Genomic DNA, 25,321 nt, shown 5'->3' on the forward strand with positions numbered 1-25,321 from the left:
CCCCGTGTCCCTGGTCTTCCGCTTCGCCGCCCGGTCCGACGCCGGCGCCGTGCGCCCCAAGAACGACGACTCCGGCTATGCGGGCCGGTACTTCGCCGTGGTCGCCGACGGGATGGGCGGCCATGCCGGAGGCGACGTCGCCAGCGCCTCGACGGTGCTGGACCTCGCCCATCTGGACACCCACGGCTTCGCCGACCCCGATACGGTCCTGCCCGACGAGATCCAGACCGCCAACGCCTTCCTCTCCAAGCTGGTCGGGGAGAACCCGAAGCTCGCCGGGATGGGCACCACGATCACCTCGCTGCTGGTGACCGGCGATCGGCTGCAGTTCGCCCACATCGGCGACTCCCGGGCCTACCGGCTGAAGAAGGGCCGGTTCCGCCAGGTCAGCAAGGACCACACCTTCGTCCAGCGGCTCGTCGACGAGGGCCGGCTGAACCCCGACGAGGCCGAGTTCCATCCGCACAAGAACGTGCTGATGCGCGTGCTCGGCGACGTCGACGCCTCCCCGGAGCTGGACATCACCAGCTTCCCGCTGGAGGCCGGCGAGCGCTGGCTGCTCTGCTCCGACGGGCTCAACGCCGTGGTCTCCGATCGCCTGATCGAGCAGAAGCTGCGCTCTCCGCAGTCGCTGGAGTCGATCGTCGAGGAGCTGGTCGACCTCACCATCGAGGGCGGGGCCCCGGACAACGTCACCGTCCTCTGCGTGGAGGTCGTCGAGGCCGGCGAGGGCGACCTCACGCCCAGCCGCGGCCTGCCGCTGAGCCGCCGCGCCGTCGCCGCGGCCGGGCGCAGCCCGGGCGATGAGGAGGCGGACGTCGGCCTGGCGCGCTCCGGGCTGGACGACGCCGCACACCCCGTCGCGGAGCCCTCGGAGCCCTCGGAGTCCGCCGAGCCCGCCGAGTCCGCGGCGGCGGCCGACGACGAGACCGGCGGCGAGGCCAGCAGCGAGACGATGGAGCTGGTTCCGGTGGTCAACGCCGGAGCCCTGGCCGGCCACGCCCCGGACGCCGACGACGAGCTCTCCCCGCTCTCGGCGGCGATGCTCGACCAGTCGCACCGCGCCCGGCCGCATCTGCTGGTCGGCGCGGCCGCCCAGGCCACCGAGACCGGCATGATCCCCGTGGTGCCGCGCAACGTCGACGAGCACCCGATGGCAGTGCTGCTCAACGGACAGCCGCTGATCCCGGTGCGCCACACCTACTCGGAGATGCTCGACGAGCACCGCACCGGCGCAGGAGCCCAGGCCGGAGCCGAGGGCGAGTCCGGCGCGGGTGCCGGCGAGGAGGGCGCCTCCGGCGACGGCGCCGCCGACGCGCCCGCGGACGCATCCGACGCGGCCGCGGCAGGGGCGACTGCGACAGCGGGAGAACACTCGCCCGGCACGGGCGAGACGAGCGGCGCCGACGAGCGCGGCGCGGAGAGCCGGCACGACGACGCCGACCGGCACGACGATCTCGACAGCCTCGACTCGCTCGACTCCCTCGACGAGGAGGAGATCGCGCTGGCCGCCGGCGCGACGACCCAGCGCCGGCGTCGGGCCTGGTTCCTGCCGACCTTCGTGACCCTGCTGGCCCTGCTGCTGGCGGCGGTGCTCTTCCTGGGCTACGTCTGGACCCAGACGCAGTACTACATCGGCGAGGAGGACGGCGAGGTGGCCGTGTTCAACGGCGTCTCGCAGTCGCTGGGGCCGATCCGCCTGTCGGAGGCCGACGAGCATGTCGACATCGCCGTCGACGATCTCAGTCCATATCACCAGGAGCGCGTCCGCCGCGGCATCCCGGCCGACGACCGGCGCCACGCCGAGAGCATCGTCGCGCAGCTGCGCGGCACCCTCCCGGAGGACGCGCCGGGCGCCGAGGACCCCGACCGGGGTCAGGACGGGGACCGGGACGCCGAGGACTCGGAATCGGGCGGCGCAGACGGCACGGACGGCTCGGACAGCCCCTCGGAGGAGAGCACCGGCGACGGCTCGGCCAGCCCCTCGGAGACGCAGGACGGACAGACATCGGCACAGGGCGCGGACTCGCGCGACGGAGGTGATCACGGATGACGCAGGTGGACCAGGTGGACACCGCTCCGCGGCCGCGCCGCGGCGTCGAGCTGGTGCTCCTGCTGCTCGCCCTGATCATCGGCGTCGGGGCCAAGTTCCTCGTCGCGGTGACCATGGAGGAGCCGATCACGCCGTCGTACTACGTGGCCACCGGCGTCTTCGCCGCCGTGGCCCTGGCCTTCCACGTGGTGCTGCGGCTGCGGGCGAAGTACGCCGACCCCTTCGTGCTGCCGATCGTCGTCACCCTCAACGGCCTGGGGATCGCGATGATCCACCGTCTGGACCTCTCCTCCGGCGCGGCCCCGGTCGAACCCCGGCAGCTGCTCTGGACCGCGGTCTCGGCGATCGCGGCGATGGTGCTGCTGTGGATGCTCCGCGACCATCGCCGGCTGCGCCAGCTGACCTACATCTCACTGGTGGTCAGCCTGATCCTGCTGGTGCTGCCGCTGATCCCCGGGTTGGGCATGAGCGTCAACGGAGCCCGCATCTGGGTCAACCTCGGCTTCGCCTCCTTCCAGCCGGCCGAGATCGGCAAGATCACCCTGGCGGTCTTCTTCGCCGGATTCCTGGCCAACAGCCGCGACCTGATCCTGCTGGCCGGCCGGAGGATCGGCCCGATGCAGCTGCCCCGCGTCCGCGACCTCGGGCCGCTGTTCATCGCCTGGATCCTGGCCATCGGCGTGCTGGTGGTGCAGAACGACCTGGGCAACTCGATCATGTTCTTCGGGCTGTTCATGGCCACGCTCTACGTGGCGACCTCCCGGCTCTCCTGGATCCTCATCGGGCTGGCGCTGGTCGCCGTCGGCGGCGTGCTCGCCGTGGTGACCGTCCCGCATGTCGGACAGCGTGTCGACGTCTGGCTGCACGCCTTCGATCCGGAGATCTACAACCGCGAGTTCGGCGGCTCGCTGCAGATCGTCCAAGGGCTCTTCGGCCTCGCCAACGGCGGGCTGGCCGGCACCGGACTCGGCGGCGGCATGCCGAACCGCGTGCCGCTGGCCAACTCGGACATGATCTTCGCGTCCTTCGGCGAGGAGCTGGGCATGGTCGGGCTCGGGGCGATCCTGATGCTCTACCTGCTGCTCTTCTCCCGCTTCATGCGGGCCGGCCTCGGCACGCGGGACGCCTTCGGCAAGCTCCTGGCGGTCGGCTTCGCCATGGTGCTGGTGCTGCAGGTCTTCGTGGTCCTCGGCGGCATCACCCGGGTGATCCCGATGACCGGCCTGGCCACGCCGTTCCTCGCCGCCGGCGGATCGGCGCTGCTGGCCAACTGGCTGATCGTCGCAGTGGTGCTGCTGGTCTCCCATGCGGCCCGCCGGCCGATCGTCGTCGGTCCGATGGTCAACGCCACCGGGGAGACCGCCGCCGGCACGGAGAGCCCCGATCGCCAGGCGCCGGCGCACGCCGCGCCCCGCCCCGCCGCCGATGCCGACGACGCCGACGCCGAGACGCGCCGGCGTGAGACCCCCCGCGAGACCCCGACCGACGACGCCGCAGGAGGTGCCCGGTGAACAACGCCATCCGCCATACCTGGGTGTTCTCAGTGGGCCTGTTCCTGGTCCTCTTCGCGGCGCTGAGCGTCGTCCAGGTCGGAGTGACCGACCAGCTCGAGGCGCATCCGCAGAACGTGCGCGAGCTCTACCAGGACCGCGGGGCCTCCCGCGGGGCGATCACCGTCGACGGCACCGCCATCGCCGACTCGGTGCCCTCCCCCGACACGCCGTTCGACTACCAGCGCGTCTACCGAGACTCCGAGGTGTACTCCGGGCTGACCGGCTTCTACTCGATCGTCGAGCAGCCCAACGGACTCGAAGGCGCGATGAACGAGTACCTCTCCGGCCGATCGGACAGCCAGTTCTTCGACCGCATCACCTCGCTCTTCACCGGCGACACCACGGAGGGCGCCCAGGTGGAGCTGACCGTCGACCCGGAGCTGCAGCGGCTGGCCCACGACACCATCGCCGACGGCACGCGGGGCTCCATCGTGGTCACCGACGTCGAGACCGGCGAGGTCAAGGCCATGGCCTCGAAGCCGAGCTTCGACGCCAATGCGCTGGCGACCCACTCGAGCTCGGAGTTCGTCGCGACCAAGGAGGAGCTGCAGGACCAGAACGTCCCCCTCTACGGCGATCCCGCGATCAAGGACCGTTTCTTCCCCGGCTCGACGTTCAAGCTCCTCGACACCGCCGCCATGCTGGAGTCCGGCGACTACGCCGCCGACGAGGAGCTCGAGGTCCCCGACGAGCTCGAGCTGCCGAACTCGGACACGCCGATCACCAACTTCCGCGGCGGCATCTGCTCGCAGCGCGAGGAGGCGGAGCTCTCCTGGATCTTCGCCCAGTCCTGCAACACGCCCTTCGCCGCCGCCGCCATGGACCTCGGCGAGGACGAGATCCGCAGCACTGCGGAGGCCTTCGGCTTCAACGACTCCGAGCTGCGGATCCCGATGAGCGTCACCGAGTCGGTCTTCCCCGAGGACCTCACGAAGGCGAGCCTGGCCCAGTCCTCCATCGGCGGATTCGAGGTCCAGGCCACTCCGCTGCAGATGAACATGGTCGCCGCGGCCATCGCCAATGACGGCACCATGATGGCCCCGCACCTCGTCGAGTCGGTGCGCGGTCCTGACCTGCAGGTCCTCGAGCAGTCCGAGCCGGAGGAGCTCGGCGAGCCGATCTCCTCCTCGACGGCCGAGGAGCTCTCCGAGCTGATGAAGGGCCCGATCGAGTCGGGCACCGCCGTCGGCGCGCAGAGCGACGTCGTCGACATCCACGCCAAGACCGGGACGGCGGACTTCGGCGAGACGACCGAGAGCGGCGCACCGATCGTCAATTCCTGGATCACCGGCTTCGCCGACGTCGGCGACTCCACCTATGCGGTGACGGTCGCCTATCAGGACATTCCCTACGAGGACGGCCACAACCTCACCGTGTCGAACCTCAAGACCATGTTCGAGGGGGCGGTGGACCAGTGAGACCGACTGTCGGAATCCTCATGGGCGACCGGTACAAGCTGACCGAGCGCCTGGCGATCGGCGGCATGGGCGAGGTCTGGAAGGCCCATGACGAGGTCCTCGGCCGCACGGTGGCCATCAAGATCCTCAAGGAGGAGTACACCGGCGACGAGGCCTTCCTGCGCCGTTTCCGCGCCGAGGCGCGCCACACGGCGCTGCTGAACCATCCCGGCATCGCCGACATCTACGACTACGGCGAGCAGGCCGGCTCCGGCTACCTGGTCATGGAGCTGGTCCCGGGACGGCCGCTGTCGGTGCTCCTCGAGCGCGACCGCACGCTCTCCTGGGAGAAGACCCTGTCGATCATCGCCCAGACCGCCCGCGCGCTGCAGGTCGCCCACGACCAGGGGCTGGTCCACCGTGATGTGAAGCCCGGGAATCTGCTGATCACCCCGACGCGCCGGGTGAAGATCACCGACTTCGGCATCGCCCGGCTCGCCGACCAGGTGCCGCTGACCGCCACCGGTCAGGTGATGGGCACAGTCCAGTACCTGTCGCCGGAGCAGGCCACCGGCCAGCACGCCACCGGCTCCTCCGACCTCTACGCGCTGGGTGTCATCGGCTTCGAGGCGCTGGCCGGGCACCGTCCCTTCACCGGCGAGTCGCAGATCGCCATCGCGCTGAAGCAGGTCAACGAGCCGCCGCCGGCGCTGCCCGACTCGATCCCCGAGCCGGTGCGCGCGCTGATCGCCTCGATGCTCGCCAAGGCCCCCGGCGATCGGCCGATGAACGCCACCAAGCTCGCCGAGGCCGCCGACGCGCTGCTGCGCCACGACCTGGACTCCGCCGTCGAGGCCGTCCCGGGGGTGCTGAACCACATGGACCGGCCGGACGCCGGCGACGAGCAGAGCACGGAGACGGTGCCGACGGCCACCCGGCCGACGGCGGCGGTGCCGCACCCCACGGGAGAGGGCTCGGCGGGCGCCGCCGGCGCTTCTGATGCGTCCGATGCCTCCGGTGCTTCTGAAGCTTCCGGCGCGTCCGGTGCCGCCGCCGCGCCGACGGCGCGCACTCCGGAGCAGCCGGCCGACGAGCCGCTGAGCGGTCAGGCCGCCTCGGCCGCCGGCGTCGGCCCGCTGGCCAGCTCCTCGACCCCGGCGGAGTCCGTCGGGGGCCGGGAGACGGCCGGGGGATCCGGCCGGTCCTCGTCGTCCGCCGGCGGCTCCGACGGCGACCGCCGGCTGCGCTGGGTGCTGATCGGACTGATCATCGTGCTCGCGCTGGCGCTGGCCGCCGCGCTGCTGGTGCCGATGGTGACCTCCGACGACGAGTCGGAGCCCTCCTCGCAGCCCACGGTCACCCGCACCGAGACCGCGGAGGCCGAGACGGTCGGCGTCCTGGAGTCCGAGTTCGTCGGCCTCACCGTCGACGCCGCCGTCGCCGAGCTGGAGGCCCACGGCCTGGAGGCGCTCACCGACGAGGTCGCCTCCGACAGCCCGACCGGCACAGTGGTCGCGCTGCACCCCACCGGGCAGCTCGCCCCCGGCACTGCGGTGACGCTGCAGGTCTCGGCCGGCCCGGCGACCGAGCCGGCCGACGGCGGAGACGACGGCGCCTCGCCCGAGGAGCCCACCGGCCGCCCCGACGAGGACACGGAGGACGCCGCGTCGTCGGAACAGCGCGGCGAGCAGTCCGGCGAACAGTCCGGCGAGCAGCCCGGGGAGCCGACCTCGGAGGAGACCCCGGGAGAGACCTCGGAGGAGACCTCCGCGGCCCCGGAGGAGCAGCAGACGAGCGAGCCCGCCGACTCCCCCTCGCCCACGGACGAGGCCACCGGGGATACCGGCGACACCGACGGCGCCGGGTCTGAGCCGACGTCGAGCCCCGACGGCGAGTCCGCGGAGACCACCGCGCCGGAGGGCTCCCCCACCACCAGCTCCGAGGCCGCCCCGACCTCGTCGGCCGACTCGGCCGGACTCGCGATCACCGTGGCCGCCCTGGCCGCAGGAACGGGAATGACACGATGACCGAGACCCCCCACCTGGTGCTCAACGGGCGCTACCGGATCGAATCGCTGATCGGGCGCGGCGGCATGGCCGACGTGTACCTGGGCCACGACCTCTCGCTGGACCGTCAGATCGCGGTGAAGATGCTGCGCCCCGATCTGGCCCGCGACCCGCAGTTCCAGGGACGCTTCCGCCGCGAGGCCCAGTCCTCGGCATCGCTGAATCATCCGAACATCGTCGGCGTCTTCGACACCGGCCGCGCCGACGTCGAGGACACCCAGCACGACGAGGTGCACACGCCCTACATCGTCATGGAGTACGTCGACGGGGTGACGCTGCGTCATCTGATGCACGGCACCCCGAAGCAGACCACCGGCCGGAACGAGCCGACCGACGCCGAGGCCGCCGGGGATTCCGAGGACGCCCGCACTGAGGTGCACTCCGCGGCCGACGACGACGCGACCGCCGTCCACGAGCCCGCCGACGGCCCCGCCTCCGAGGAGGACCAGCAGGACCACGATGTGCTGGACCTGGGCGAGGAGTCCCCGGAGACCGATTCTGACGCCCCCGAGGACCTCGACGAGCCGCTGCGCCGGCGCATCGACGAGGCCCTGGGACGGCCGGTCGGCGAGCAGGAGGCCGCCGACTACCTCTCCGGAGTGCTCGGCGCGCTGGGCTACAGCCACACCAACGGCATCGTCCACCGCGACATCAAGCCCTCGAACGTGATGGTCGGCCAGAACGGCGAGATCAAGGTGATGGACTTCGGCATCGCCCGGGCGCTGGCGGACTCGGCCTCGACGATGACCCAGACGTCCTCCGTGGTGGGCACCGCCCAGTACCTCTCCCCCGAGCAGGCCCGGGGCGAGGTCGTCGACCACCGCTCGGATCTCTACTCGGCCGGCTGCGTGCTCTTCGAGCTGCTGGCCAATCGTCCGCCGTTCCAGGGCGAGTCCCCGGTCTCCGTGGCCTATCAGCATGTCCGCGAAGAGCCGCCGCGGCTCTCCGACATGAACCCGCAGGTCTCGGCGGCCATGGAGTCGGTGGTCGCGAAGTCGCTGGCCAAGGACGCCTCCGCACGCTTCCAGACCGCCGAGGAGTTCGACCAGGCCATCACCGAGGCGCTGCGCGGCGTGCCGGTGGAGGACGCCACTGCGGCGCTGCCCGCCGTCGGCGCCGCCGGGGCCCGCGGCTTCGACGACGTCGTCGTTCCCGCCGCGGCGCCCACCGACGGTCCGCTCTCGGCACGGACGCCGGAGGTCCCGGCGCGGCACGCCGCACCGCCGGAGGAGCCTCCGCGGCGTCGCCGCCGGGGCCTGGCCTGGCTGTGGGTGGTGGTCCTGGTCGCGCTCGTCGCCGGAGGCTCCTGGGCCCTGGTGCGCGCGCTGGACACTGCACGGGCCGAGATCCCCGCCGTGGCCGACATGCCGCGCGAGGAGGCGGTCTCCACGCTGGAGGACGCCGATCTGGAGGCCGCGGTGGAGGAGGTCCCGCACGGCGAGGTCTCCGCCGACCACGCGGTGCGCACCGATCCCTCCGCGGGCGAGCGCGTCCCCCAGGGCGAGGAGATCACGCTCTACATCTCCTCCGGCCCGGAGGAGCTGACCATCCCCGAGGACCTGCAGGGCATGGAGCAGGACGAGGCGGTCCAGCAGCTGGAAGAGCTGGGACTGGCGGTCGGCGACGTCGAGGACGTCCCCCACCCGTCGATCGAGGAGGGCTCCGTGGTCGCCACCGACCCGGGAGCCGGCGAGCAGGTCTCCGGCGGCGACGAGGTCGATCTGCAGGTCTCGAACGGCATGGTCGAAGTGCCCGACGTCGGGCTGATGGACGAGGACGAGGCCGCCGGCCTGCTCGAATCCGACCAGCACGGTCTGACCGTCGGCTCGACGCTGCCGTGGGAGACCGGCGACTACCCCGCCGGCACCGTCGGGGCCGCCTTCTACCAGGGCGACCAGCTCGAACCCGGTGCCACTGTGCCCCAGGGCGCGACAGTCCGGCTGTCGGTCGCCACAGGGTCGCCGGACGGCGCCGAGGACTCCGACGGATCCGAGGACCCGGGCGGCTCGGGGACCGAGGAGACCGAGGAGACCGGCGACGGCGAGGCCTCCGACTCCGAGACGACGGAGGACTCGGCATCGCCCGACGCCGAGGAGTCCCCCTCTGAGGAGACCGGCGACGGCGAGGCATCCGACTCGGAGACGACGGAGGACTCCGGATCGCCCGACCCCGAGGAGTCCCCCTCCGAGGAGACCACGCCGTCGGAGGAGAGCTCCGAATCCCCCAGCGACGACTCCCCGAGCGACGACGCCTCGGAATCCCCCGAGGGGGAGACCTCCGCGGCGGAGTCCCCGGACGAGGGGGACTCGAGCCCGACCTCTGAGGCGTCGCCGACCGAGGACGCCTCGACGACGACGCAGGAGGAGACCTCCTCGCCCGAGACGCCGACGACGCAGGAGGACACCTCGCCGTCGGACACCTCGCCGCCGGAGACCTCGCCGGCGACGCAGAGTTCCTGAGCCCAGCGCTCCTGCCCCGGCGCGTCCGGCCGAGCACGCCGCGCCGGATGCGTCCCCGAATCCCGGGGCGGATCGCGTCGGCGGACCGGATCAGCGGATCGGGTGCAGGCGCGCCCCGCGTTCGGCGGCGCCGCGCTGGCCCAGCATCTCCAGCCAGTTGCCCAGCATCCGATAGCCGCCCTCGGTGAGCACCGACTCCGGGTGGTACTGCACCGCCCACAGCGGCGCACGCCGGTGGACGAGCGCCATCACCACCCCGTCGTCGGTGGCGGCGGTGACCTCCAGGTCCTCCGGCACCGACTCCGGGCTGACCACCAGCGAGTGGTAGCGGGTGGCGGTGAAGGTCTCCGGCAGTCCGGCGAAGAGGGCATGGCCGGTGTGGGTGATGCGGCTGGTCTTGCCGTGCATCAGCTGCTCGGCGTGGCCGACGGTGCCGCCGAAGGCCTCGCCCAGGCCCTGCAGGCCCAGGCAGACGCCCAGCATCGGAGTGGAGGAGTCGACGCACCAGCGGGTCAGCGCCACCGAGACCCCGGCACCCTGCGGGGTGCCGGGCCCCGGGGAGATGAGCACCCCGTCGTGGCCGGCAGCCAGCACCTGGGCCTCGGCCAGCGTGAGGTCGTCGTTGCGCACCACTGTGGTCTCGGCGCCGAGCTCGCGCAGATAGCCGACCAGCGTGTAGACGAAGCTGTCGTAGTTGTCGACCACCAGGATCCGGGCATGCTCGACGGGGTCGTCGGCGCCCGCGGAGCGGGTCGGGGTCTCAGTCATGGTCACCGTCCGGATCGCATCGGGGCTGTCGTCTCTGTCCTGCTCGGATCCGGCGAGGTCATGCGGCCCCGCCGGGCGCCGGGCCGCCCGCCGCCCCGGCGTCGCCGATGGTCGAGTCGTTGAGCGGATTGAACTGGTCCACCCAGGGGAAGACCACTTCCATCAGCAGCAGCACGACGGCGGCCAGCAGCGCCAGCACGATGAGGATGCGGACCCACAGCGGGCCCGGCAGACTGCGGAACATCCAGGCATACATCCTAGCGCCCCTCCTCTCGGTCGGCCTCGGCGTCGCCCGAGGCGAAGGGACTCGACCCGTCGGCGCGGGCGAGCTCGGAGACCTGGTCGGCGATCGCCTCCGGGGCGCCCGCGTCGAGGCTGCGGTGGTCGACCAGCTCGGCGTGCGTGACCATCCGTTGCAGCGTCGTGTACGGCGGATGGCAGGTGGTCAGCGTCAGCCAGGAGGTGTCCTCGTTGGCCTCCCCCGGAGACCCCGGCGCCTCGGCCAGCACGTCGGAGTCGCCGGGATCGACGATCTCGGTGCTCCGGACGGCGTAGGTGTAGTAGCCGTCGGGACTCTGCACGTAGATCCGGTCGCCGCTCTGCAGCGCGTCCTGGTCCCAGAGCACGTTTCCGTGGGTCTGACGGTGCCCGGCCATCGCGAAGTTGCCGGGTTCGCCGGGCAGCTGGGTGCTGGGGTAGTGCCCGAGCCCGGAGGTGTTCAGCTGGGAGTCGCCGATGCCCTCGCGCACCGGCGCGGACCAGTCGGAGCCCAGGCGTGGACTGTAGAGCATCGCCATGACCTGACCGTCCTCGATGAAGCGGCGCATGTTCTCCGGCTCCGGGACGCCGGATCCGCCGGAGTCTCCTCCGCCGCTTCCCCCGCCGTCGTCGGAGCCGCCGCCGGAGCCCTCAGAGTCCTCAGAACCCTCAGAGTCTCCCAGCGTCACGCCGGTGCCCTCTCCCGGGGCGTGCGGCTCGAGCTGCTCCAGATTCGAGAAGAGCTGGTCGGCCGCGTCGTCGCGGTCGCGATCGGCGTCGAGGCCGGTCCACCAGAGTTCCCAGACCAGGAAGAGCAGGCCCAGCACTCCGACGGTGATCAGCAGCTCCCCGGCGACGGAGACGAGGCGCACGGCCGCCGACGGACGCGGCCGGGCAGGGTCCGCCATGGCGACGCCGCCGCGGGCCCGGCGCGGGCGGGGCCTGCTCGCCGGCGAGGGGCGAGCGGAGGAGCGTGACGACATCGGGCGGGACCCAGTCCTTCCTGACGCGGGGCGGCGGCCGAGCGCGGCCCCCGATCACAGTCGAGACGTTAGAATGGCGCGGAGACAGTGTGTCCGCCGACCTGCGGCGGAGATGCGTTCAGGATACCGAAGTCGACACGGGGTGCGCGTCGACGAGGCCGTCGGGCCCGTCGAGCACGTGGCCGCCGAAGTGAGGAACAGCTCGCCGTGCCAGAGTCAAAGCGTCGCAAGGACCGCGGAGCCGCCAAACGCAGCCGGAAGGACCGCGGTGGTCTGCCCCAGGCCGAGGAGTCCATGCTGTCGAAGGCCAGCCCGCTGGACGATTCGGACCCGATCACCGATGGCTTCGACGACCTCGAGGAGGAGACCCTGCCCCTGTGGTATCGGATCACCATGTTCGGGCTGATGATCCTGGGCCTGCTCTGGCTGATCGTCTGGTACATCTCCGGCACCACGCTGCCGATCGAGTCCATCGGCGCCTGGAACATCGCCGTCGGCTTCGGCATCGCCATGATCGGCTTCTTCATGACCATGCGCTGGAAGTGATCCGCCCGCGTCGCCGACGCGCGCCGTCCTGATCGCCCGCGTCAGCACGCTCCCGCGGCCCTGCACGCCCCGGACGACCCCGGACACGCGAAGGCCCCGACCGATGGTCGGGGCCTTCTGACGTGCCGAGGGGCGGATCAGGTGGCGGGCTTGGGCTGCGGGACGGCCGACCCGTCGGATCCGCCCTCCTGCGAGCGGCCCTCCTGCGTGTCGTCCGCCGAGGAGCTCGTCTCCTGCACCGGCTGCTTCTGCGCCGTCACCGGCGTCTCGGCCTTCGCATCGCCGGAGGTCGTCGGCGAAGCCGGCTTGACCGCCTGCGCGGCGGAGGAGCGCGGCGTCACCGGCTCCGGCTTCTTCCACGGGTCCTGCACCGGCTGCGAGGCGCGCCAGGCGGCCACGCCGGCCGCCGCGCCGGCGGCGACGAGGCCGAAGACCAGCAGACCCTTCTTCACGCCCGAGCGCTGGGCCTTCTTCGCCGCCTTCTCCGCGGCCTTCTGCTGCTTCTTCAGCGCCTCGGAGGCCTGCTTGGCGTACTGCTCGGAGCCCTTGCGGAGCTTCTTGACGATCTTCTCGTCCCCGGTGGCCCTGATCAGCGCCTTCTCCACGCGCGGGTCCAGCTCGGCCCGGTGGATCAGCTTCGCCGTCTTGTCCGCGTAGCCGCTGAGCTTCGCCGAGGCGGCGGGCACGTAATCCTGCTGCACGGTGGCCTTGGTGTCCTGATACTTCGCCAGGACCTTGTCCACCTCAGTCTGCGCCTCGGCGGGCAGTCGGCCGTACTGCGCGGCCAGGCCGTCGGAGGCCCGCGACGACAGGTCCCGGGCACGTCGACCGAGGTCCGCGGCGCCGCTGCCGGCCGTCTCCAGGGCGCGGGTCGAAGCGGCCTGGACCTTCGGAGCCTTCTCGCGGTAGATCTCCTCCGCCCGGTCGGCGGCGCAGCCGAGCTTCGGAGCGGACCAGTCGCGGGCCGTGTCCAGCCCGGCGAGCACCGTGCGCTCCCAGCTGCGGCTCGGTTTCTTCTTCTTCCCGAACATGCGTGTCCTCCGATTCAGGCTCGTGTGCTCTCCACAGCTTACGACCTTCACCCCTCCGCCTGCCATGATGCGGCGCGCCCTGGTCAGTCCCGATCCCCGCGAAGGGCGACGACGGCGCAGCCCACGGCGCCGGTGACGGACGAGACGGACACTCCGGAGACTGATCGGAAGGGTCGGGATTCCGCCGTGAGCGTGCCCGCCTGACGTCGAGCACCTCCCCGGGGGACAATGGGGGCATGAACGCCATCGCAACGCACACTGCAGTCATCCGCACCTCCCTCGGCGAGATCCGCGTGGACCTCTTCGGCAACCACGCGCCGAAGACCGTGGACAACTTCGTCGGCCTGGCCACCGGCTCGATCACCTGGCGCCACCCCGAGACCGGCGAGGAGAAGGTCGACACTCCGCTCTACGACGGCACCGTCTTCCACCGCATCATCTCCGACTTCATGATCCAGGGCGGCGACCCGCTGGGCCTGGGCGTCGGCGGCCCGGGCTACCAGTTCGACGACGAGATCCACCCCGAGCTGGACTTCACCGCCGCCTACAAGCTGGCCATGGCCAACGCCGGCCCCGGCACCAACGGCTCGCAGTTCTTCATCACTGCGGCGCCGACCACCTGGCTGCAGGGCAAGCACACCATCTTCGGCGAGGTCGCCGACGAGGACTCCAAGAAGGTCGTCGACCAGCTGAACACGGTGAAGACCGACATGCGCGACCGTCCGGTCGAGGACGTCGTCGTCGAGTCGGTCACCGTCGAGTCCCTCTGAGCGGCTCGTGAACGGCCCCACGATCGACCGGGAGCCCGTCTCGTGACCGACGAGTCGTCCCGTCCCGCCTCCGGCCGGCCTGTCCCCGCCTGTGCACGGCACCCGGACAGGCCGGCCGCGGCCGACTGCCGCGGCTGCGGCCGGCCGACATGCACGGCCTGCCTCTCCGCGGGCGACGCCGACGCCCGGATCTGTCCGGACTGCGCCGGCGCCGCACCCGGGCCCGCACCCGGATCTGCGCCCGGATCTGCCCCGGGTGCCATCCCGGGCGCCGCCTACGGCGCCCGATACGGCGCCTTCCGCGCGCCCGGCACCTCGCCCGACGCTTCCTCCGGCACCCCGCCCGGATCCCCGAGCCGCCCCGTCGCGAGGCCCGCGGCCCGCCGACGTCGCGGACCGCGCCGACCAGTGGTCACCATCGGCTTCATCGCACTCTGCGTGCTGATGTACCTCGCCCAGCTGGGCCTGCCGAGGCTGGCCGGCGTCGACCTCACCTCCGCACTGGGGTACGCCCCGCTGCACACCTCACCGGTGCTCCTCGAGCCCTGGCGGATGCTGACTTCGGCAGTGCTGCACTCCCCCTCCAGCGTCATGCACATCGCCTTCAACATGATGGCCCTGTGGGTCGTGGGCCGGACCATCGAGCCCGCCGTCGGGGCGGGGCGATACCTGAGCCTGCTCCTGCTCTCGGCCTTCGGCGCCTCCGTGGCGGTCCTCTTCCTCTCCGAACCCGGCACGCTGACCGTCGGGGCCTCCGGCGCCGTCTTCGGCCTCTTCGGAGCGCTCTTCGTGCTGCTGCGCTCCACGGGCGCGCAGACCGGAGGCATCATCGCCCTGGTGGGGATCAACATGGCCGTCAGCTTCCTGGTCCCCGGCATCTCCTGGCAGGGGCACCTGGGCGGACTGGTCGCCGGGCTGCTGACGGCGCTGATCATCGCCCGGGCGCCGCGGGGCCCGCGCGACGCCCCGCGCGATCTGTGGCAGATCATCGGACTGATCGGACTGGCCGCGCTGCTGGTGCTGCTCACTGTGGTGGGGAGGACGCTGGTCGGCATTCCAGGCGTGTAGTCCACAGTCGTCATCCACAGTGTGGATAAACGACAGTCTTGTATTTCTCCAGGTCAGACGGATTTCCACAAGAACCTGTGAAGTGTGGGGAAAACATGGTCCACTTCTTCACAGCCCCTTCCTCCACAGGGTGTCCCGCCTCGTGGACGACGCACGCCCCGGCCGACGAGACCGAGCGCCGCCGGGCCGTCGACGCGTAGTCTGACCACTATGGACATCGGGCCGATGAGCACCACCAGCACCCCCTTCCGCCAGGTCGACGTCTTCGGCGAGGTCCCCTTCTCCGGGAACCCGGTCGCCGTCGTCGGCGCCTCGCAGGACCTGACCACTGAGCAGATGCAGGCCATCTCGCGCTGGACGAACCTCTCCGAGTGCACCTTCCTGCTGCCCCCGCAGGACGACGGCACCGATGCGGTCGCCGACTACCGGGTGCGGATCTTCTCGCTCGACGAGGAGCTCCCCTTCGCCGGCCATCCGACGCTGGGCACCGCCCGCGCCTGGCTGGACATGGGCGGGGTGCCGGCCCGCGAGGACCTCATCGTCCAGGAGTGCGGCGTCGGGATGGTGGAGATCCGTCGCGACGGCGAGGACGGCGAGCAGCTGGCCTTCGCCGCCCCGGAGCTGCTGCGCTCGGGCTCGATCGACGACGCGCAGCTCGAGCAGATCCTCACCGCTCTCGGGATCTCCCGCGACGTGGTCGTCGAAGCCGCCTGGGCGGACAACGGCCCGGGCTGGGTCGGACTGCTGCTCGACTCGCCGGAGACCGTGCTGTCCCTGCGGCCCGACTACGGCCGCGCGCCGGAGCTCTCGACGCCGGACATCGGCGTCGCCGCCGTGCGCGACGACGACTCCGCGACCGACCTGGAGGTCCGCGCCTTCTTCCGAGACGACGTCGGCGCAGTCCGCGAGGACCCGGTCACCGGCAGCCTCAACGCCTCGCTCGGCCAGTGGCTGACCGACGCCGGACATCTCACCGCCCCCTACACTGCGGCCCAGGGGACTGTGCTGGACCGCCGCGGCCGAGTGCGGCTCAGCGTGGCCGACGGGCGACTCTGGGTCGGCGGGAGCACCCACGTCGCCGTCGCCGGCGGCATCGACCTCGGTCTGGGCTGAGCGGCCCGCCGCCGGAGTCCGGAGAGTTCTCAGCGAGAATCGCATGGTGCGGCGGACCAGGAGATGGACGCCGAAGAGCCGCCGCCCCGGCTCCTGCGGGGCGACGACTCCTGCCGCGACGGCGCTGCTCAGTTCTGCTCGGCGCCCTCCGAGGCCCGTCCGGAGTGGACGACGACCTGGCTGTGCAGCGGCACCGACAGTCCCTTGCGGTCCAGCTGACGCTTCAGCTCCGCACGGAAGGCGCGGGTCACGGCCCACTGGGCCGCCGGACGCGTGGCGACCACAGTGCGGATGGTCAGGCCGTCGCCGTCGAGCTCCTCCACGCCCCAGACCTCGGGCTCGCCGAGCAGATCCTCGGCGACGTCGGCCTCCTCGGAGAGCGCGCGGGAGGCATCGGCGATGACCTCCTGCACGGCGCCCTCGTCGGCGGCATAGGGCACGCGCAGATCGATGATCGCCCGGGCCCAGCCCTGCGAGTGGTTGGCCACGCGCAGGATCTCGCCGTTGCGCACGTGCCACAGCGCGCCGTCGAGGCTGCGGATCCGCGTGGTGCGCAGCGCCATGTCCTCGACGGTGCCGACGGCCTCGCCGACGTCGACGATGTCGCCGATGCCGTACTGGTCGTCGACGACGATGAAGAACCCGGCCAGGTAGTCCTTGATCAGCGACTGGGCGCCGAAGCCGATGGCCAGGCCGAGCACGCCGGCCGAGGCCAGCACGGGCGCGAGGTTGAAGCCCAGCTCGGAGAGCACCATCATGATCGCCACCGCGAAGATCACCGTGGTGGCCAGCGAGCCGAGCATCGAGCCGACCGTCGTCGCCCGCTGCTCGCGCCGGGCCCGCGTGATCGCGTCGCTCGTCGCCGGGCTCTGGTCGCGGGAGCCGCGGGCCGAGCCCTTGGCCATCGTGCGGGCGGAGCGCTTGATGAAGGCGCGTGCGATCAGGTTGATGATGAACGCGACGACGATGATCGTCGCCGCGCGCAGCGGCTCGCCCAGCAGGTCCTGCCACTGGAGTCCGTCGGAGAAGTCCATGCGTCGGCCGTCCTCACGTCTCGGCTGGAGGGGTGTCGATGATGTCGTCGGTCCGAGGGCGTCCGGCGGACGCGCCTCTCCTCAGCCTGACACTATGGCACACCGGCCTGCACGACAGAGACTCCCGCGCCGGACCTCGGGGCAGACGGCACGCCAGGGATGGGACGGGGCTCGGCATGCCCTGCGGATCACGGCCAGGAGCCGGGTTCGGCAGTCGCCAGCACCGTCCCGTCCGCGTCGAGCGCCTCCACGGCGAGGTACGCCTCGTCCGGCATCTCCGCCGAGCTCTCGAAGCCGTCGGCCTCGACGGTCTCGACCTCTGCGGCGCCCTCTTCGTCGGGGCCGGCGAGGAACCGCCACTGGTCGACCTCGGTGGCGCCGTTCCAGCTCACGTATCCGCGGCCGCCGTCCAGCGTCATCTTCGGCGGTTCCGTCGGGCTGCCATGCCACTCCTGGAGGTACGCCCGGTAGCTGATCCCGCCGGCGAGCTCGGCATCCTGCAGCAGCGTCCCGTCCCTGGCGTAGCGGGAGTACTGCGGCTCCGATCCCCAGCCGATGAACACGGTGCCGTCCTCGAGCACCTCCATGTTCCCCTGACTGTCGGCAAGACGTCCGTCCGGCGGAAGGTACTCGGCGACCACCTCGGCCGTCGCCTCCTCGGTGTCCACCTCCAGGGTCAGTCCCCGCGACTGCTCACCGACCTCCGGCGCCGCCTGGTTGTCGAACAGCGTGATCGTGCCGTCGCTCTGCCGCTCGGCATCGTGCTGCCAGGCGAAGGAGGAGTCGCCGACCATCTCGAAGTCGCTGCTCGTGCCGCCGAGGATCCAGTCGAGCTCCCCGCTCGTGCGCTCCACCCGGTAGACGGCGTGCGTGTTCCTCGCCGAGACCAGGAGCGCATCCGATCCGTCCTCGGTGACCGAGTTGACGTGGTACGGATCGTACGGTGCTTCCTCAGTGCCGTCCTCGGCGCCCTCCTCGTCGGCGTCCGGATCGAACTCGGCCTCAGAGTCCGACAGCGGGATGGCCTCCAGTGCATCCCATGCGAAGACCACCTCACCGGTCTCCACATCCACCTCATGCACCACGGAGCTGCGCACGTACCCGTCCTCGGGCCCACCGACCTCGGAGAGATCCTGCTCCACCACCGGGTAGCTGATCACCAGTGCCGTGCCATCATCGGTCAGGGTCATATCATGGAAGTCGGCGTGCGTCCCCGGCGTCGTGACAGTCGCGACCTCGTCGTACGACTCGTCCATCAGCACGAACTCGCCCTCGCCGTACCCGTATTCGAAGGTGTCTCCCCGCCACCAGGTCAGCACCGGATCCTGCTGGTACTCCTGCACGCGCACGTCATAGACCCACCGGGTGTCGCCCTGCGGATGGACCCAGACCGGCTCGCCCTCGGCATCGACGATGACCGGGCCGTTCATCGGGGCACCGTTCTCCTGCTTGTCCTTCACCCCGAGCATCACCAGCTCCTCACCGCCGTCGATCCCGGCGGAGGCGCCCTCGTCAGTGGTGGTCACCTCGATCCGAGGAGGCGTCAGATCCGGCCGAGTGCGGAAATCCCACGCGATCTGCGCCTCCTCGTCGCCCGATGTGTCGTCCGACGCCGAGTCCCCGGCGCACCCGGCTGCGGAGACCATGACGACGCAGGCGCTCATCGCGAGCATGGTCGATGATCGGAGAGGCTTCATGACTTCGCATCGTAGACCTTGCGTTCAGGTTCTCGTCACCGTCGGCAGGTCAGCGGCCGGAATGTGTGCATGGATCCGCCGCGGAGCCTCGCGCACTCGCAGCAGGGCGGCCGAGAGCGACGAAGGGCCCTCCGAGCAGGGAATGCTCGGAGGGCCCTTCGTCGAGGAGCGGCGGAGACAACGGCCGACGATGTCCTGCCGCATCACACAGTGGAGGCAAGGGGACTCGAACCCCTAACCCTCTGCTTGCAAAGCAGATGCGCTACCAATTGCGCCATGCCCCCGTGAGGCGTTCAGCCGTCCTGCAGGGTGTCCGTGGCCTCGCGCCAGACGCGGCGGTCGTCCTCGGCCTGCCGCCACCGACGATAGCCGACGATCCCCAGGACTGCGACAGCGGCGAGAGCGATGCGTCGCATCAGAACCTCCTCACGGAGTGCGACGGCCAGCGGGAGGGAGCCTGGGCGGCTCGCTCGTCCCTGAACCAGGAGTGGGCGTACGAGGACTTGAACCTCGGACCTCATCGTTATCAGCGATGCGCTCTGACCAACTGAGCTATACGCCCTGGAGCGTCGACTTGGAGGAGGACTCACCCGAAGGGGTCGTCCACCTCGCCGACGACCACTCTAATCTACATCGCCCGCATCGGCCTCGACAAATCGAGGCCTCAGTCGTCGGTCAACGTCACACCGATGCCGCCGACCAGCGAGGCGGAGATGTTGTAGAGCACCGCTCCGAGCATCGAGAGCACCGTCAGCAGCACCACGTTGATCACCGCGATGATCGTCGCGAAGGAGGCCACCTGACCCAGCGTGACCATCTCCTCCACGGAGTAGCCGGATTCGTCGCCGAGCACCTGGGCCAGCAGCGTGTCCACCCGCTCGAAGATGCCGCTGAGGTCCATCACCGACCAGAGCATCACCGCGCAGACCACAGTCATGATGCCCAGCGCCACGGAGAGCAGGAAGCTCATCTTCAGCACCGACCAGGGATCGACCCGGGAGACCAGCAGCCGGGCCTTGCGCACTTTGGCCTTCGGCGTCGGACGCACCAGGCCCTGCTGGCGGCCCCCGCGCTGCTGCCCGGCGGTCGCCGGGCCGTTCCGGTCCTGAGCCGGCCGCGGCGCCGTCGGCCGCGTCGGCTTCGGCTCCGGACGCGAGGCCGTCAGCGTCGCCGCCTCATCGGAGCTGGCGCCGGAGTCGGAGCCGCTCTGCGCGCGGGGCCGCGGCGCGGGGAACCGGCTCCCCGATCCGTGCGAGGAGGAGCCCGATCGGCTCTCGGGGTTCGTCGCGCTCACTGAAGACCTCCATCAGACATCATCCCGGTCCGCGGCGGGCCGCCCTCCGTCGGTGCGAAGCCCGCGATGCTCATGCCGGCTCCTCCGGCGAGCCCTCATCCTCCGAGGGCTCGGACCGTCCGTCAGAGTCATACGGTACTGCATCACTCCGGACGGACTCTCCAGGCTCCTCCGAGTCGTCGGCGACCTCCGGGCCAGAATCGGCGGCGCCGACCTCGGCACGCTCGGCGACGCCGTCCTCGTCCTCCTCCGCACCGGTGGCGGCCAGCGCCGCCCCGGAGTTCCGGGCGACCTTGAGGATGTGGTCCTTCTTCCGCGGCTTGGCGAAGATCACGCCCATCGTGTCCCGGCCACGGGCCGGCACGCCGGACACGGGGGAGCGGACGACATTGCCGGAGGCCATGACCACCAGCACCTCGTCGTCGCCCTCGACCACCATCGCGCCGACCAGGTCGCCGCGGTCCTCGGCGAACTTCGCCACCTTGATGCCCAGGCCGCCGCGCCCCTGCACGCGGTACTCGTCCACGTGGGTGCGCTTGGCGTAGCCGGCCTCGGTGACCACGAAGACGTAGGAGTCGTGGGTCACCACGTCGGCGGTCAGCAGCTCGTCGTCCTCGCGGAACTTCATGCCGGTCACCCCGGAGGTCGCCCGGCCCATCGGCCGCAGCGCGTCGTCGGAAGCGGTGAAGCGCAGCGACTGGCCGTGCTTGGAGACCAGCATCAGGTCATCGTCGGAGGAGACGAGCTTCGCCGAGACCAGCTCGTCGTCCTCACGCAGGTTGATGGCGATGACGCCGGCCTGCCGCGGGGAGTCGTAGTCGCTCAGCAGCGTCTTCTTCACCATTCCGGACCGGGTGGCCAGCACCAGGTACGGAGCGTCGTCATAGCTGCGCAGCGGCAGCACTCCGGCGATGTGCTCGTCGGGCTGGAAGGCGACGATGTTGGCGACATGCTGGCCCTTCGAATCCCGCCCGGACTCCATGAGGTCGTAGCACTTCGTGCGGTAGACCCGACCCAGGTTGGTGAAGAACAGGATCCAGTGATGCGTGGTGGTGACGAAGAAGTGCTCGACGACGTCGTCGGCCCGCAGCTGCGCGCCGCGGACGCCCTTCCCGCCGCGGTGCTGGGCCCGGTAGTTGTCGATCCGGGTGCGCTTCACGTAGCCGTCGCGGGTGATGGAGACGACCACGTCCTCCTCGGGGATGAGGTCCTCCATCGACATGTCGCCGTCGTAGCCGCGCACCACGTGCGTGCGCCGCTCGTCGCCGTGCTTGGCGACGATGGCGGCCAGCTCCTCGGAGATGATCGTCCGCTGCCGGTCCTCGGAGGCCAGGATCTCCCGGTAGTCGGCGATCTGGCGCATCAGCTCGTCGTACTCCTCCTGGAGCCGCTGCCGCTCGAGCGCGGCGAGCTTGCGCAGCTGCATGTCCAGGATCGCCTGGGCCTGGTCGTCGTCGATGTCCAGCAGCGCCTTCACGTTCTGCCGGGCGGCGTCGACGGTGGAGGACTCGCGGATCGTGGAGATCACCCGGTCCAGGTCGTCGAGGGCCTTCAGCAGGCCCACCTTGATGTGGGCCTCCTTCTCCGCCTTGGCCAGCCGGAACTGGGTGCGCCGGACGATCACGTCGATCTGGTGGGTGACCCAGTGGTGGACGAAGGCGTCCAGGCTCAGCGTGCGCGGCACGCCGTCCACCAGGGCGAGCATGTTCGCCGAGAAGTTGGCCTGCAGATCGGTGTGCTTATAGAGGTTGTTCAGCACCACCTTGGCGACGGCGTCGCGCTTGAGCACCACGACCAGCCGCTGGCCGGTGCGGCCGGAGGACTCGTCGCGCAGGTCCGCGATGCCGCCGACCTTGCCGTCCTTGACCAGCTGGGCGATCTTGATCGCCAGGCTGTCCGGATTGGCGTGGTACGGCAGCTCGGTGATCACCAGGCAGGTGCGGCCCTGGATCTCCTCGACCTCGACCACTGCGCGCATGGTGATCGAGCCCCGGCCGGTGCGGTAGGTCTCCTCGATGCCGCGGGTTCCCAGCACCTGCGCGCCGGTGGGGAAGTCGGGCCCCTTGATCCGCTGCATCAGCGCCTCGAGCAGCTCCTCGCGGGAGGCCTGCGGGTTCTGCAGGTACCACTCGACGCCGTCGGCGACCTCGCGGAGGTTATGCGGCGGGATGTTGGTGGCCATGCCGACGGCGATGCCCGAAGAGCCGTTGACCAGCAGGTTCGGGATCCTCGAGGGCAGCACGACGGGCTCCTGCTGCTTGCCGTCGTAGTTGTCCTGATGGTCGACGGTGTTCTCGTGGATGTCGCGGACCATCTCCATGGCCAGCGGCGCCATCTTCGTCTCGGTGTACCGCGGCGCGGCGGGGCCGTCGTTGCCCGGGCTGCCGAAGTTCCCCTGGCCGGCGACCAGCGGGTAGCGCATCACCCAGTCCTGGATGAGCCGGGCCAGGGCGTCGTAGATGGCCGAGTCGCCATGCGGGTGATAGTTGCCCATCACGTCGCCGACCACGCGCGAGCACTTGTTGAAGCTGCGCTCGGGCCGGTAGCCGCCGTCGTACATCGCGTAGAGCACGCGGCGGTGGACCGGCTTGAGGCCGTCGCGGACGTCGGGCAGCGCCCGGCCGACGATCACGGCCATGGCGTAGTCCAGATACGACCGCTTCATCTCCGTCTGCAGGTCGATCTGCCGGATGCGGTCGGTCAGCACGTCGCCCTCGGCGACGGGCTCGCCGGTCGCGTCGGTCTGCGGCTGCTCGGGGGTGTCGGGGGTGTCACTCACGGGCGGTTGTTCTCCCTTGGATGGCTGGAGCCTCGTCGGCGGGATCGGGGCGTCGACGGCGGCGCGTCGATCGGATCAGCGGCCGATCAGATGTCGAGGAAGCGGACGTCCTTGGCGTTCTGCTGGATGAAGCCGCGGCGGGACTCGACGTCCTCGCCCATCAGCACCGAGAACACCTCGTCGGCCGCGGCGGCGTCCTCCATGGACACCTGCAGCAGCGTGCGGTGGTCGGGGTCCATCGTGGTGTCCCACAGCTCGCTGTAGTCCATCTCGCCCAGACCCTTGTAGCGCTGGATGCCCAGCTCCTTGGGCAGCTTCCGGCCGGCGGCCAGGCCCTCCTGCAGCGCGTGGTCGCGCTCGGCGTCGGTGAAGACGTAGTCGTGCGGGGCGTTGGACCACTTCAGCCGGTACAGCGGCGGCTGGGCCAGGAAGACGTGTCCGCCCTCGATCAGCGGCCGCATGTAGCGGAACAGCAGCGTCAGCAGCAGCGTGGTGATGTGCTGGCCGTCGACGTCGGCGTCGGCCATCAGCACGATCTTGTGGTACCGCAGCTTCGCGATGTCGAAGTCCTCGCCGACGCCGGTGCCGAAGGCGGTGATCATCGACTGCACCTCCTGGTTGCCCAGGGCCTTGTCCAGCCGGGCCCGCTCGACGTTGAGGATCTTGCCGCGCAGCGGCAGGATCGCCTGCGTCTCCGGGTTCCGGCCGCGCTTGGCCGAACCGCCGGCGGAGTCGCCCTCCACCAGGTAGACCTCGCAGCGCGAGGGGTCCTTCGACGAGCAGTCGGAGAGCTTGCCGGGCATGCCCAGCGTCTCCAGCGGCGACTTCCGCCGCGCGTTCTCGCGGGCCTTGCGCGCGGCCACCCGGGCCTGGGCGGCCGACTGCGCCTTGCGCACGATGTCGCGGGCGGTGGCGGGATTGCGCTCCAGCCAGGCGCCGAGGTGGTCGGTGACCACGCGTTGCACGAAACCGCGGGCTTCGGTGTTGCCCAGCTTCGTCTTGGTCTGGCCCTCGAACTGCGGCTCGGAGAGCTTCACCGAGATGACCGCGGTCAGCCCCTCGCGGATGTCCTCGCCGGCGAGGTTGTCGTCCTTCTCGCGCAGCAGCTTGTTCTCCCGCGCATAGCGGTTCATCAGGCTGGTCATCGCCGCGCGGAAGCCTTCCTCGTGGGTTCCGCCCTCATGCGTGTTGATCGTGTTGGCGTAGGTGTGGACCGACTCGGAGTAGGTCATCGTCCACTGCATCGCCAGCTCGGCGGTGATGCCGCGCTCGTCGTCGTCGGCCTCGAAGGCGATGATGTCCTCGTGGACGTTCTCGGCGCGCTTGGCCTTGTTCAGGTGCTCGACGTAGTCCAGCAGGCCGGCGTCGTACTGGTAGACGACCACGCGGCCGGTCTGCTCGGCGGCGTCGGCCTCGTCGCCGTCCTCGCCCTCGGCGATCTCGTCGCCCTCGATCGCATTCGCGGCGATGCGGCGCTCGTCGGCCAGCGTGATGCGCAGTCCCTTGTTGAGGAAGGCCATCTGCTGGAACCGGGCGCGCAGCGTCTCGAAGTCGAACTCGACGGACTCGAAGATCTCCGGATCCGGGTAGAAGATCTGGGTCGTGCCGGTCTCCTCGGCGGGCCCGCCCTCGGTCAGCGGCTGGACCACCTTGCCGCCGTCGGCGAAGTGCACCGACCACGTCGTCCCGTCGCGGCGGACGATGGTCTCCACGCGGGTCGACAGCGCGTTGACCACGGAGATGCCCACACCGTGCAGTCCGCCGGAGACGGCGTAGCCGCCGCCGCCGAACTTGCCGCCGGCGTGCAGGATGGTCATCACGACCTCGACCGTCGGACGTCCCTCGGTGGGGTGCATGGCGACCGGGATGCCGCGGCCGTCGTCGGAGACGCGCACGCCGCCGTCGTCCTGCAGCGTGATCTCGATGTGGCTGCAGTGGCCGGCCAGCGCCTCGTCCACCGAGTTGTCGACCACCTCGTAGACCAGGTGGTGGAGGCCGCGTTCGCCGGTGGAGCCGATGTACATGCCCGGGCGCTTCCGGACGGCCTCGAGGCCTTCCAGGACCGTGATGTCCGAGGCGCCGTATTCGCCGGCCTGGGCGCGGTGGCGCTCGGCGGCGGCCTGGGCGTCGTCGGACGGGAGGGGGGTGTCTTCCGAGGTCACGGGCTCTGCCGTCTCCTTCGTCGCCGGTCGTCAGGTCGCCGGCAGGCGACCTGGTCATGACATGGACTGACCCGTCGACGCTGAGCGCCCGGGTCAGGCCACCATTCTACCGCGTCATGGCCGTTTCTCCCGTCTTCTCAGCGGGTCCGGCTGCAGGAAGGTGGCCGCTGCAGGCCGTCGACGGCGTCCAGGAGCGGTTCCGGGAGCGGCCGATGAGGGCCAGTTCGTGACCCGAGCCGCGATCGACGCAGGGACGCATCTGCGCGCTCCGGCCGCGCGGCGAGGTGCTC

Annotated in this window: 19 protein-coding genes and 2 tRNA genes; 9 read left to right on the forward strand and 12 right to left on the reverse strand. The window is 70.9% G+C overall.

Annotated features, from left to right (window positions below; all coding sequences use genetic code 11):
• Positions 1–4 precede the first annotated feature (4 nt).
• From ABD652_RS04015 to ABD652_RS04035, 5 genes are read left to right on the forward strand one after another with little or no spacing between them, the layout of a single operon-like run.
• Positions 5–2,053, forward strand: a complete 2,049-nt coding sequence (locus ABD652_RS04015; protein WP_344718430.1) for a protein phosphatase 2C domain-containing protein — start codon at positions 5–7, stop codon at positions 2,051–2,053.
• A complete protein-coding gene (locus ABD652_RS04020; protein WP_344718432.1) occupies positions 2,050–3,564 on the forward strand; it encodes an FtsW/RodA/SpoVE family cell cycle protein in 1,515 nt (504 codons plus the stop codon). Before ABD652_RS04015 ends, ABD652_RS04020 begins: the two co-directional genes overlap by 4 nt.
• The gene (locus ABD652_RS04025) at positions 3,561–5,024 is read left to right on the forward strand and encodes a penicillin-binding transpeptidase domain-containing protein (RefSeq protein WP_344718434.1); all 1,464 of its coding nucleotides are present in this window, start codon (positions 3,561–3,563) and stop codon (positions 5,022–5,024) included. Before ABD652_RS04020 ends, ABD652_RS04025 begins: the two co-directional genes overlap by 4 nt.
• Positions 5,021–7,030 (forward strand): protein kinase domain-containing protein, encoded by a 2,010-nt coding sequence (locus ABD652_RS04030; protein ID WP_344718436.1) that lies wholly within the window; start codon positions 5,021–5,023, stop codon positions 7,028–7,030. The genes ABD652_RS04025 and ABD652_RS04030 overlap by 4 nt, the downstream gene beginning before the upstream one ends.
• Positions 7,027–9,528 (forward strand): protein kinase domain-containing protein, encoded by a 2,502-nt coding sequence (locus tag ABD652_RS04035; protein ID WP_344718438.1) that lies wholly within the window; start codon positions 7,027–7,029, stop codon positions 9,526–9,528. Before ABD652_RS04030 ends, ABD652_RS04035 begins: the two co-directional genes overlap by 4 nt.
• 90 nt (positions 9,529–9,618) lie before the next feature.
• Here ABD652_RS04035 and ABD652_RS04040 read toward each other — a convergent pair whose 3' ends face one another.
• The 3 genes from ABD652_RS04040 to ABD652_RS04050 are packed head-to-tail and all read right to left on the reverse strand — an operon-like array spanning position 9,619 to position 11,462.
• Positions 9,619–10,296, reverse strand: coding sequence for an anthranilate synthase component II (locus tag ABD652_RS04040; protein ID WP_344718440.1), 678 nt, complete (start codon positions 10,294–10,296; stop codon positions 9,619–9,621).
• Between the two features lie 58 nt (positions 10,297–10,354).
• Positions 10,355–10,540, reverse strand: a complete 186-nt coding sequence (locus tag ABD652_RS04045) for a hypothetical protein (RefSeq protein ID WP_425574539.1) — start codon at positions 10,538–10,540, stop codon at positions 10,355–10,357.
• Between the two features lie 13 nt (positions 10,541–10,553).
• On the reverse strand, positions 10,554–11,462 hold the full coding sequence (locus tag ABD652_RS04050) for a class E sortase (RefSeq protein ID WP_344718445.1): 909 nt from the start codon (positions 11,460–11,462) through the stop codon (positions 10,554–10,556).
• Positions 11,463–11,744: 282 nt separating this feature from the next.
• On the opposite strand from ABD652_RS04050, the gene ABD652_RS04055 reads away from it, so the two are divergent.
• On the forward strand, positions 11,745–12,083 hold the full coding sequence (locus ABD652_RS04055) for a cell division protein CrgA (protein WP_344718447.1): 339 nt from the start codon (positions 11,745–11,747) through the stop codon (positions 12,081–12,083).
• Between the two features lie 137 nt (positions 12,084–12,220).
• On the opposite strand, the gene ABD652_RS04060 is transcribed toward ABD652_RS04055, so the two are convergent.
• Positions 12,221–13,114, reverse strand: a complete 894-nt coding sequence (locus tag ABD652_RS04060; protein ID WP_344718449.1) for a hypothetical protein — start codon at positions 13,112–13,114, stop codon at positions 12,221–12,223.
• 236 nt (positions 13,115–13,350) lie between these two features.
• Here ABD652_RS04060 and ABD652_RS04065 point away from each other — a divergent pair, with 236 nt between their 5' ends.
• From ABD652_RS04065 to ABD652_RS04075, 3 genes are all read left to right on the forward strand, one after another.
• Positions 13,351–13,884 (forward strand): peptidylprolyl isomerase, encoded by a 534-nt coding sequence (locus ABD652_RS04065; protein WP_344718451.1) that lies wholly within the window; start codon positions 13,351–13,353, stop codon positions 13,882–13,884.
• A gap of 408 nt (positions 13,885–14,292) precedes the next feature.
• Entirely contained in the window at positions 14,293–14,952 is a 660-nt protein-coding gene (locus tag ABD652_RS04070; RefSeq protein WP_344718453.1) for a rhomboid family intramembrane serine protease, read from the forward strand.
• A 210-nt stretch (positions 14,953–15,162) separates the two neighbouring features.
• Positions 15,163–16,065, forward strand: coding sequence for a PhzF family phenazine biosynthesis protein (locus ABD652_RS04075; protein WP_344718455.1), 903 nt, complete (start codon positions 15,163–15,165; stop codon positions 16,063–16,065).
• 128 nt (positions 16,066–16,193) lie between these two features.
• Here ABD652_RS04075 and ABD652_RS04080 read toward each other — a convergent pair whose 3' ends face one another.
• The 8 genes from ABD652_RS04080 to gyrB form a co-directional block, all read right to left on the reverse strand.
• Positions 16,194–17,099, reverse strand: a complete 906-nt coding sequence (locus ABD652_RS04080) for a mechanosensitive ion channel family protein (protein WP_344718457.1) — start codon at positions 17,097–17,099, stop codon at positions 16,194–16,196.
• A 188-nt stretch (positions 17,100–17,287) separates the two neighbouring features.
• Positions 17,288–18,625, reverse strand: a complete 1,338-nt coding sequence (locus ABD652_RS04085; protein WP_344718459.1) for an arylsulfotransferase family protein — start codon at positions 18,623–18,625, stop codon at positions 17,288–17,290.
• A gap of 382 nt (positions 18,626–19,007) precedes the next feature.
• Positions 19,008–19,080: transfer RNA gene (locus tag ABD652_RS04090), tRNA-Ala, on the reverse strand.
• A gap of 9 nt (positions 19,081–19,089) precedes the next feature.
• Positions 19,090–19,212: a DLW-39 family protein gene (locus ABD652_RS04095; RefSeq protein ID WP_344718461.1), complete on the reverse strand. Its 123-nt coding sequence runs from the start codon at positions 19,210–19,212 to the stop codon at positions 19,090–19,092.
• 72 nt (positions 19,213–19,284) lie between these two features.
• Positions 19,285–19,358, reverse strand: a tRNA-Ile gene (locus ABD652_RS04100).
• Between the two features lie 102 nt (positions 19,359–19,460).
• Complete coding sequence (locus tag ABD652_RS04105) at positions 19,461–20,090, reverse strand: DUF3566 domain-containing protein (protein ID WP_344718463.1); 630 nt, start codon at positions 20,088–20,090, stop codon at positions 19,461–19,463.
• A gap of 70 nt (positions 20,091–20,160) precedes the next feature.
• Positions 20,161–22,869, reverse strand: a complete 2,709-nt coding sequence (gyrA, locus tag ABD652_RS04110; protein WP_344718464.1) for a DNA gyrase subunit A — start codon at positions 22,867–22,869, stop codon at positions 20,161–20,163.
• Between the two features lie 86 nt (positions 22,870–22,955).
• Positions 22,956–25,031, reverse strand: a complete 2,076-nt coding sequence (gyrB, locus tag ABD652_RS04115) for a DNA topoisomerase (ATP-hydrolyzing) subunit B (protein ID WP_344718466.1) — start codon at positions 25,029–25,031, stop codon at positions 22,956–22,958.
• Between the last annotated feature and the right edge of the window lie 290 nt (positions 25,032–25,321).

Origin of the sequence: Nesterenkonia halobia (assembly GCF_039536005.1) — a bacterium.
Classification (GTDB): Bacteria; Actinomycetota; Actinomycetes; order Actinomycetales; family Micrococcaceae; genus Nesterenkonia; species Nesterenkonia halobia.

Coding starts and splice junctions, on each gene's coding strand:
- ABD652_RS04020 (WP_344718432.1), top strand. CDS start 2,050: ATGACGCAGGTGGACCAGGTGGACACCGCTCCGCGGCCGCGCCGCGGC.
- ABD652_RS04035 (WP_344718438.1), top strand. CDS start 7,027: ATGACCGAGACCCCCCACCTGGTGCTCAACGGGCGCTACCGGATCGAA.
- ABD652_RS04040 (WP_344718440.1), bottom strand. CDS start 10,296: ATGACTGAGACCCCGACCCGCTCCGCGGGCGCCGACGACCCCGTCGAG.
- ABD652_RS04045 (WP_425574539.1), bottom strand. CDS start 10,540: ATGTTCCGCAGTCTGCCGGGCCCGCTGTGGGTCCGCATCCTCATCGTG.
- ABD652_RS04050 (WP_344718445.1), bottom strand. CDS start 11,462: ATGGCGGACCCTGCCCGGCCGCGTCCGTCGGCGGCCGTGCGCCTCGTC.
- ABD652_RS04060 (WP_344718449.1), bottom strand. CDS start 13,114: ATGTTCGGGAAGAAGAAGAAACCGAGCCGCAGCTGGGAGCGCACGGTG.
- ABD652_RS04065 (WP_344718451.1), top strand. CDS start 13,351: ATGAACGCCATCGCAACGCACACTGCAGTCATCCGCACCTCCCTCGGC.
- ABD652_RS04075 (WP_344718455.1), top strand. CDS start 15,163: ATGGACATCGGGCCGATGAGCACCACCAGCACCCCCTTCCGCCAGGTC.
- ABD652_RS04080 (WP_344718457.1), bottom strand. CDS start 17,099: ATGGACTTCTCCGACGGACTCCAGTGGCAGGACCTGCTGGGCGAGCCG.
- ABD652_RS04095 (WP_344718461.1), bottom strand. CDS start 19,212: ATGCGACGCATCGCTCTCGCCGCTGTCGCAGTCCTGGGGATCGTCGGC.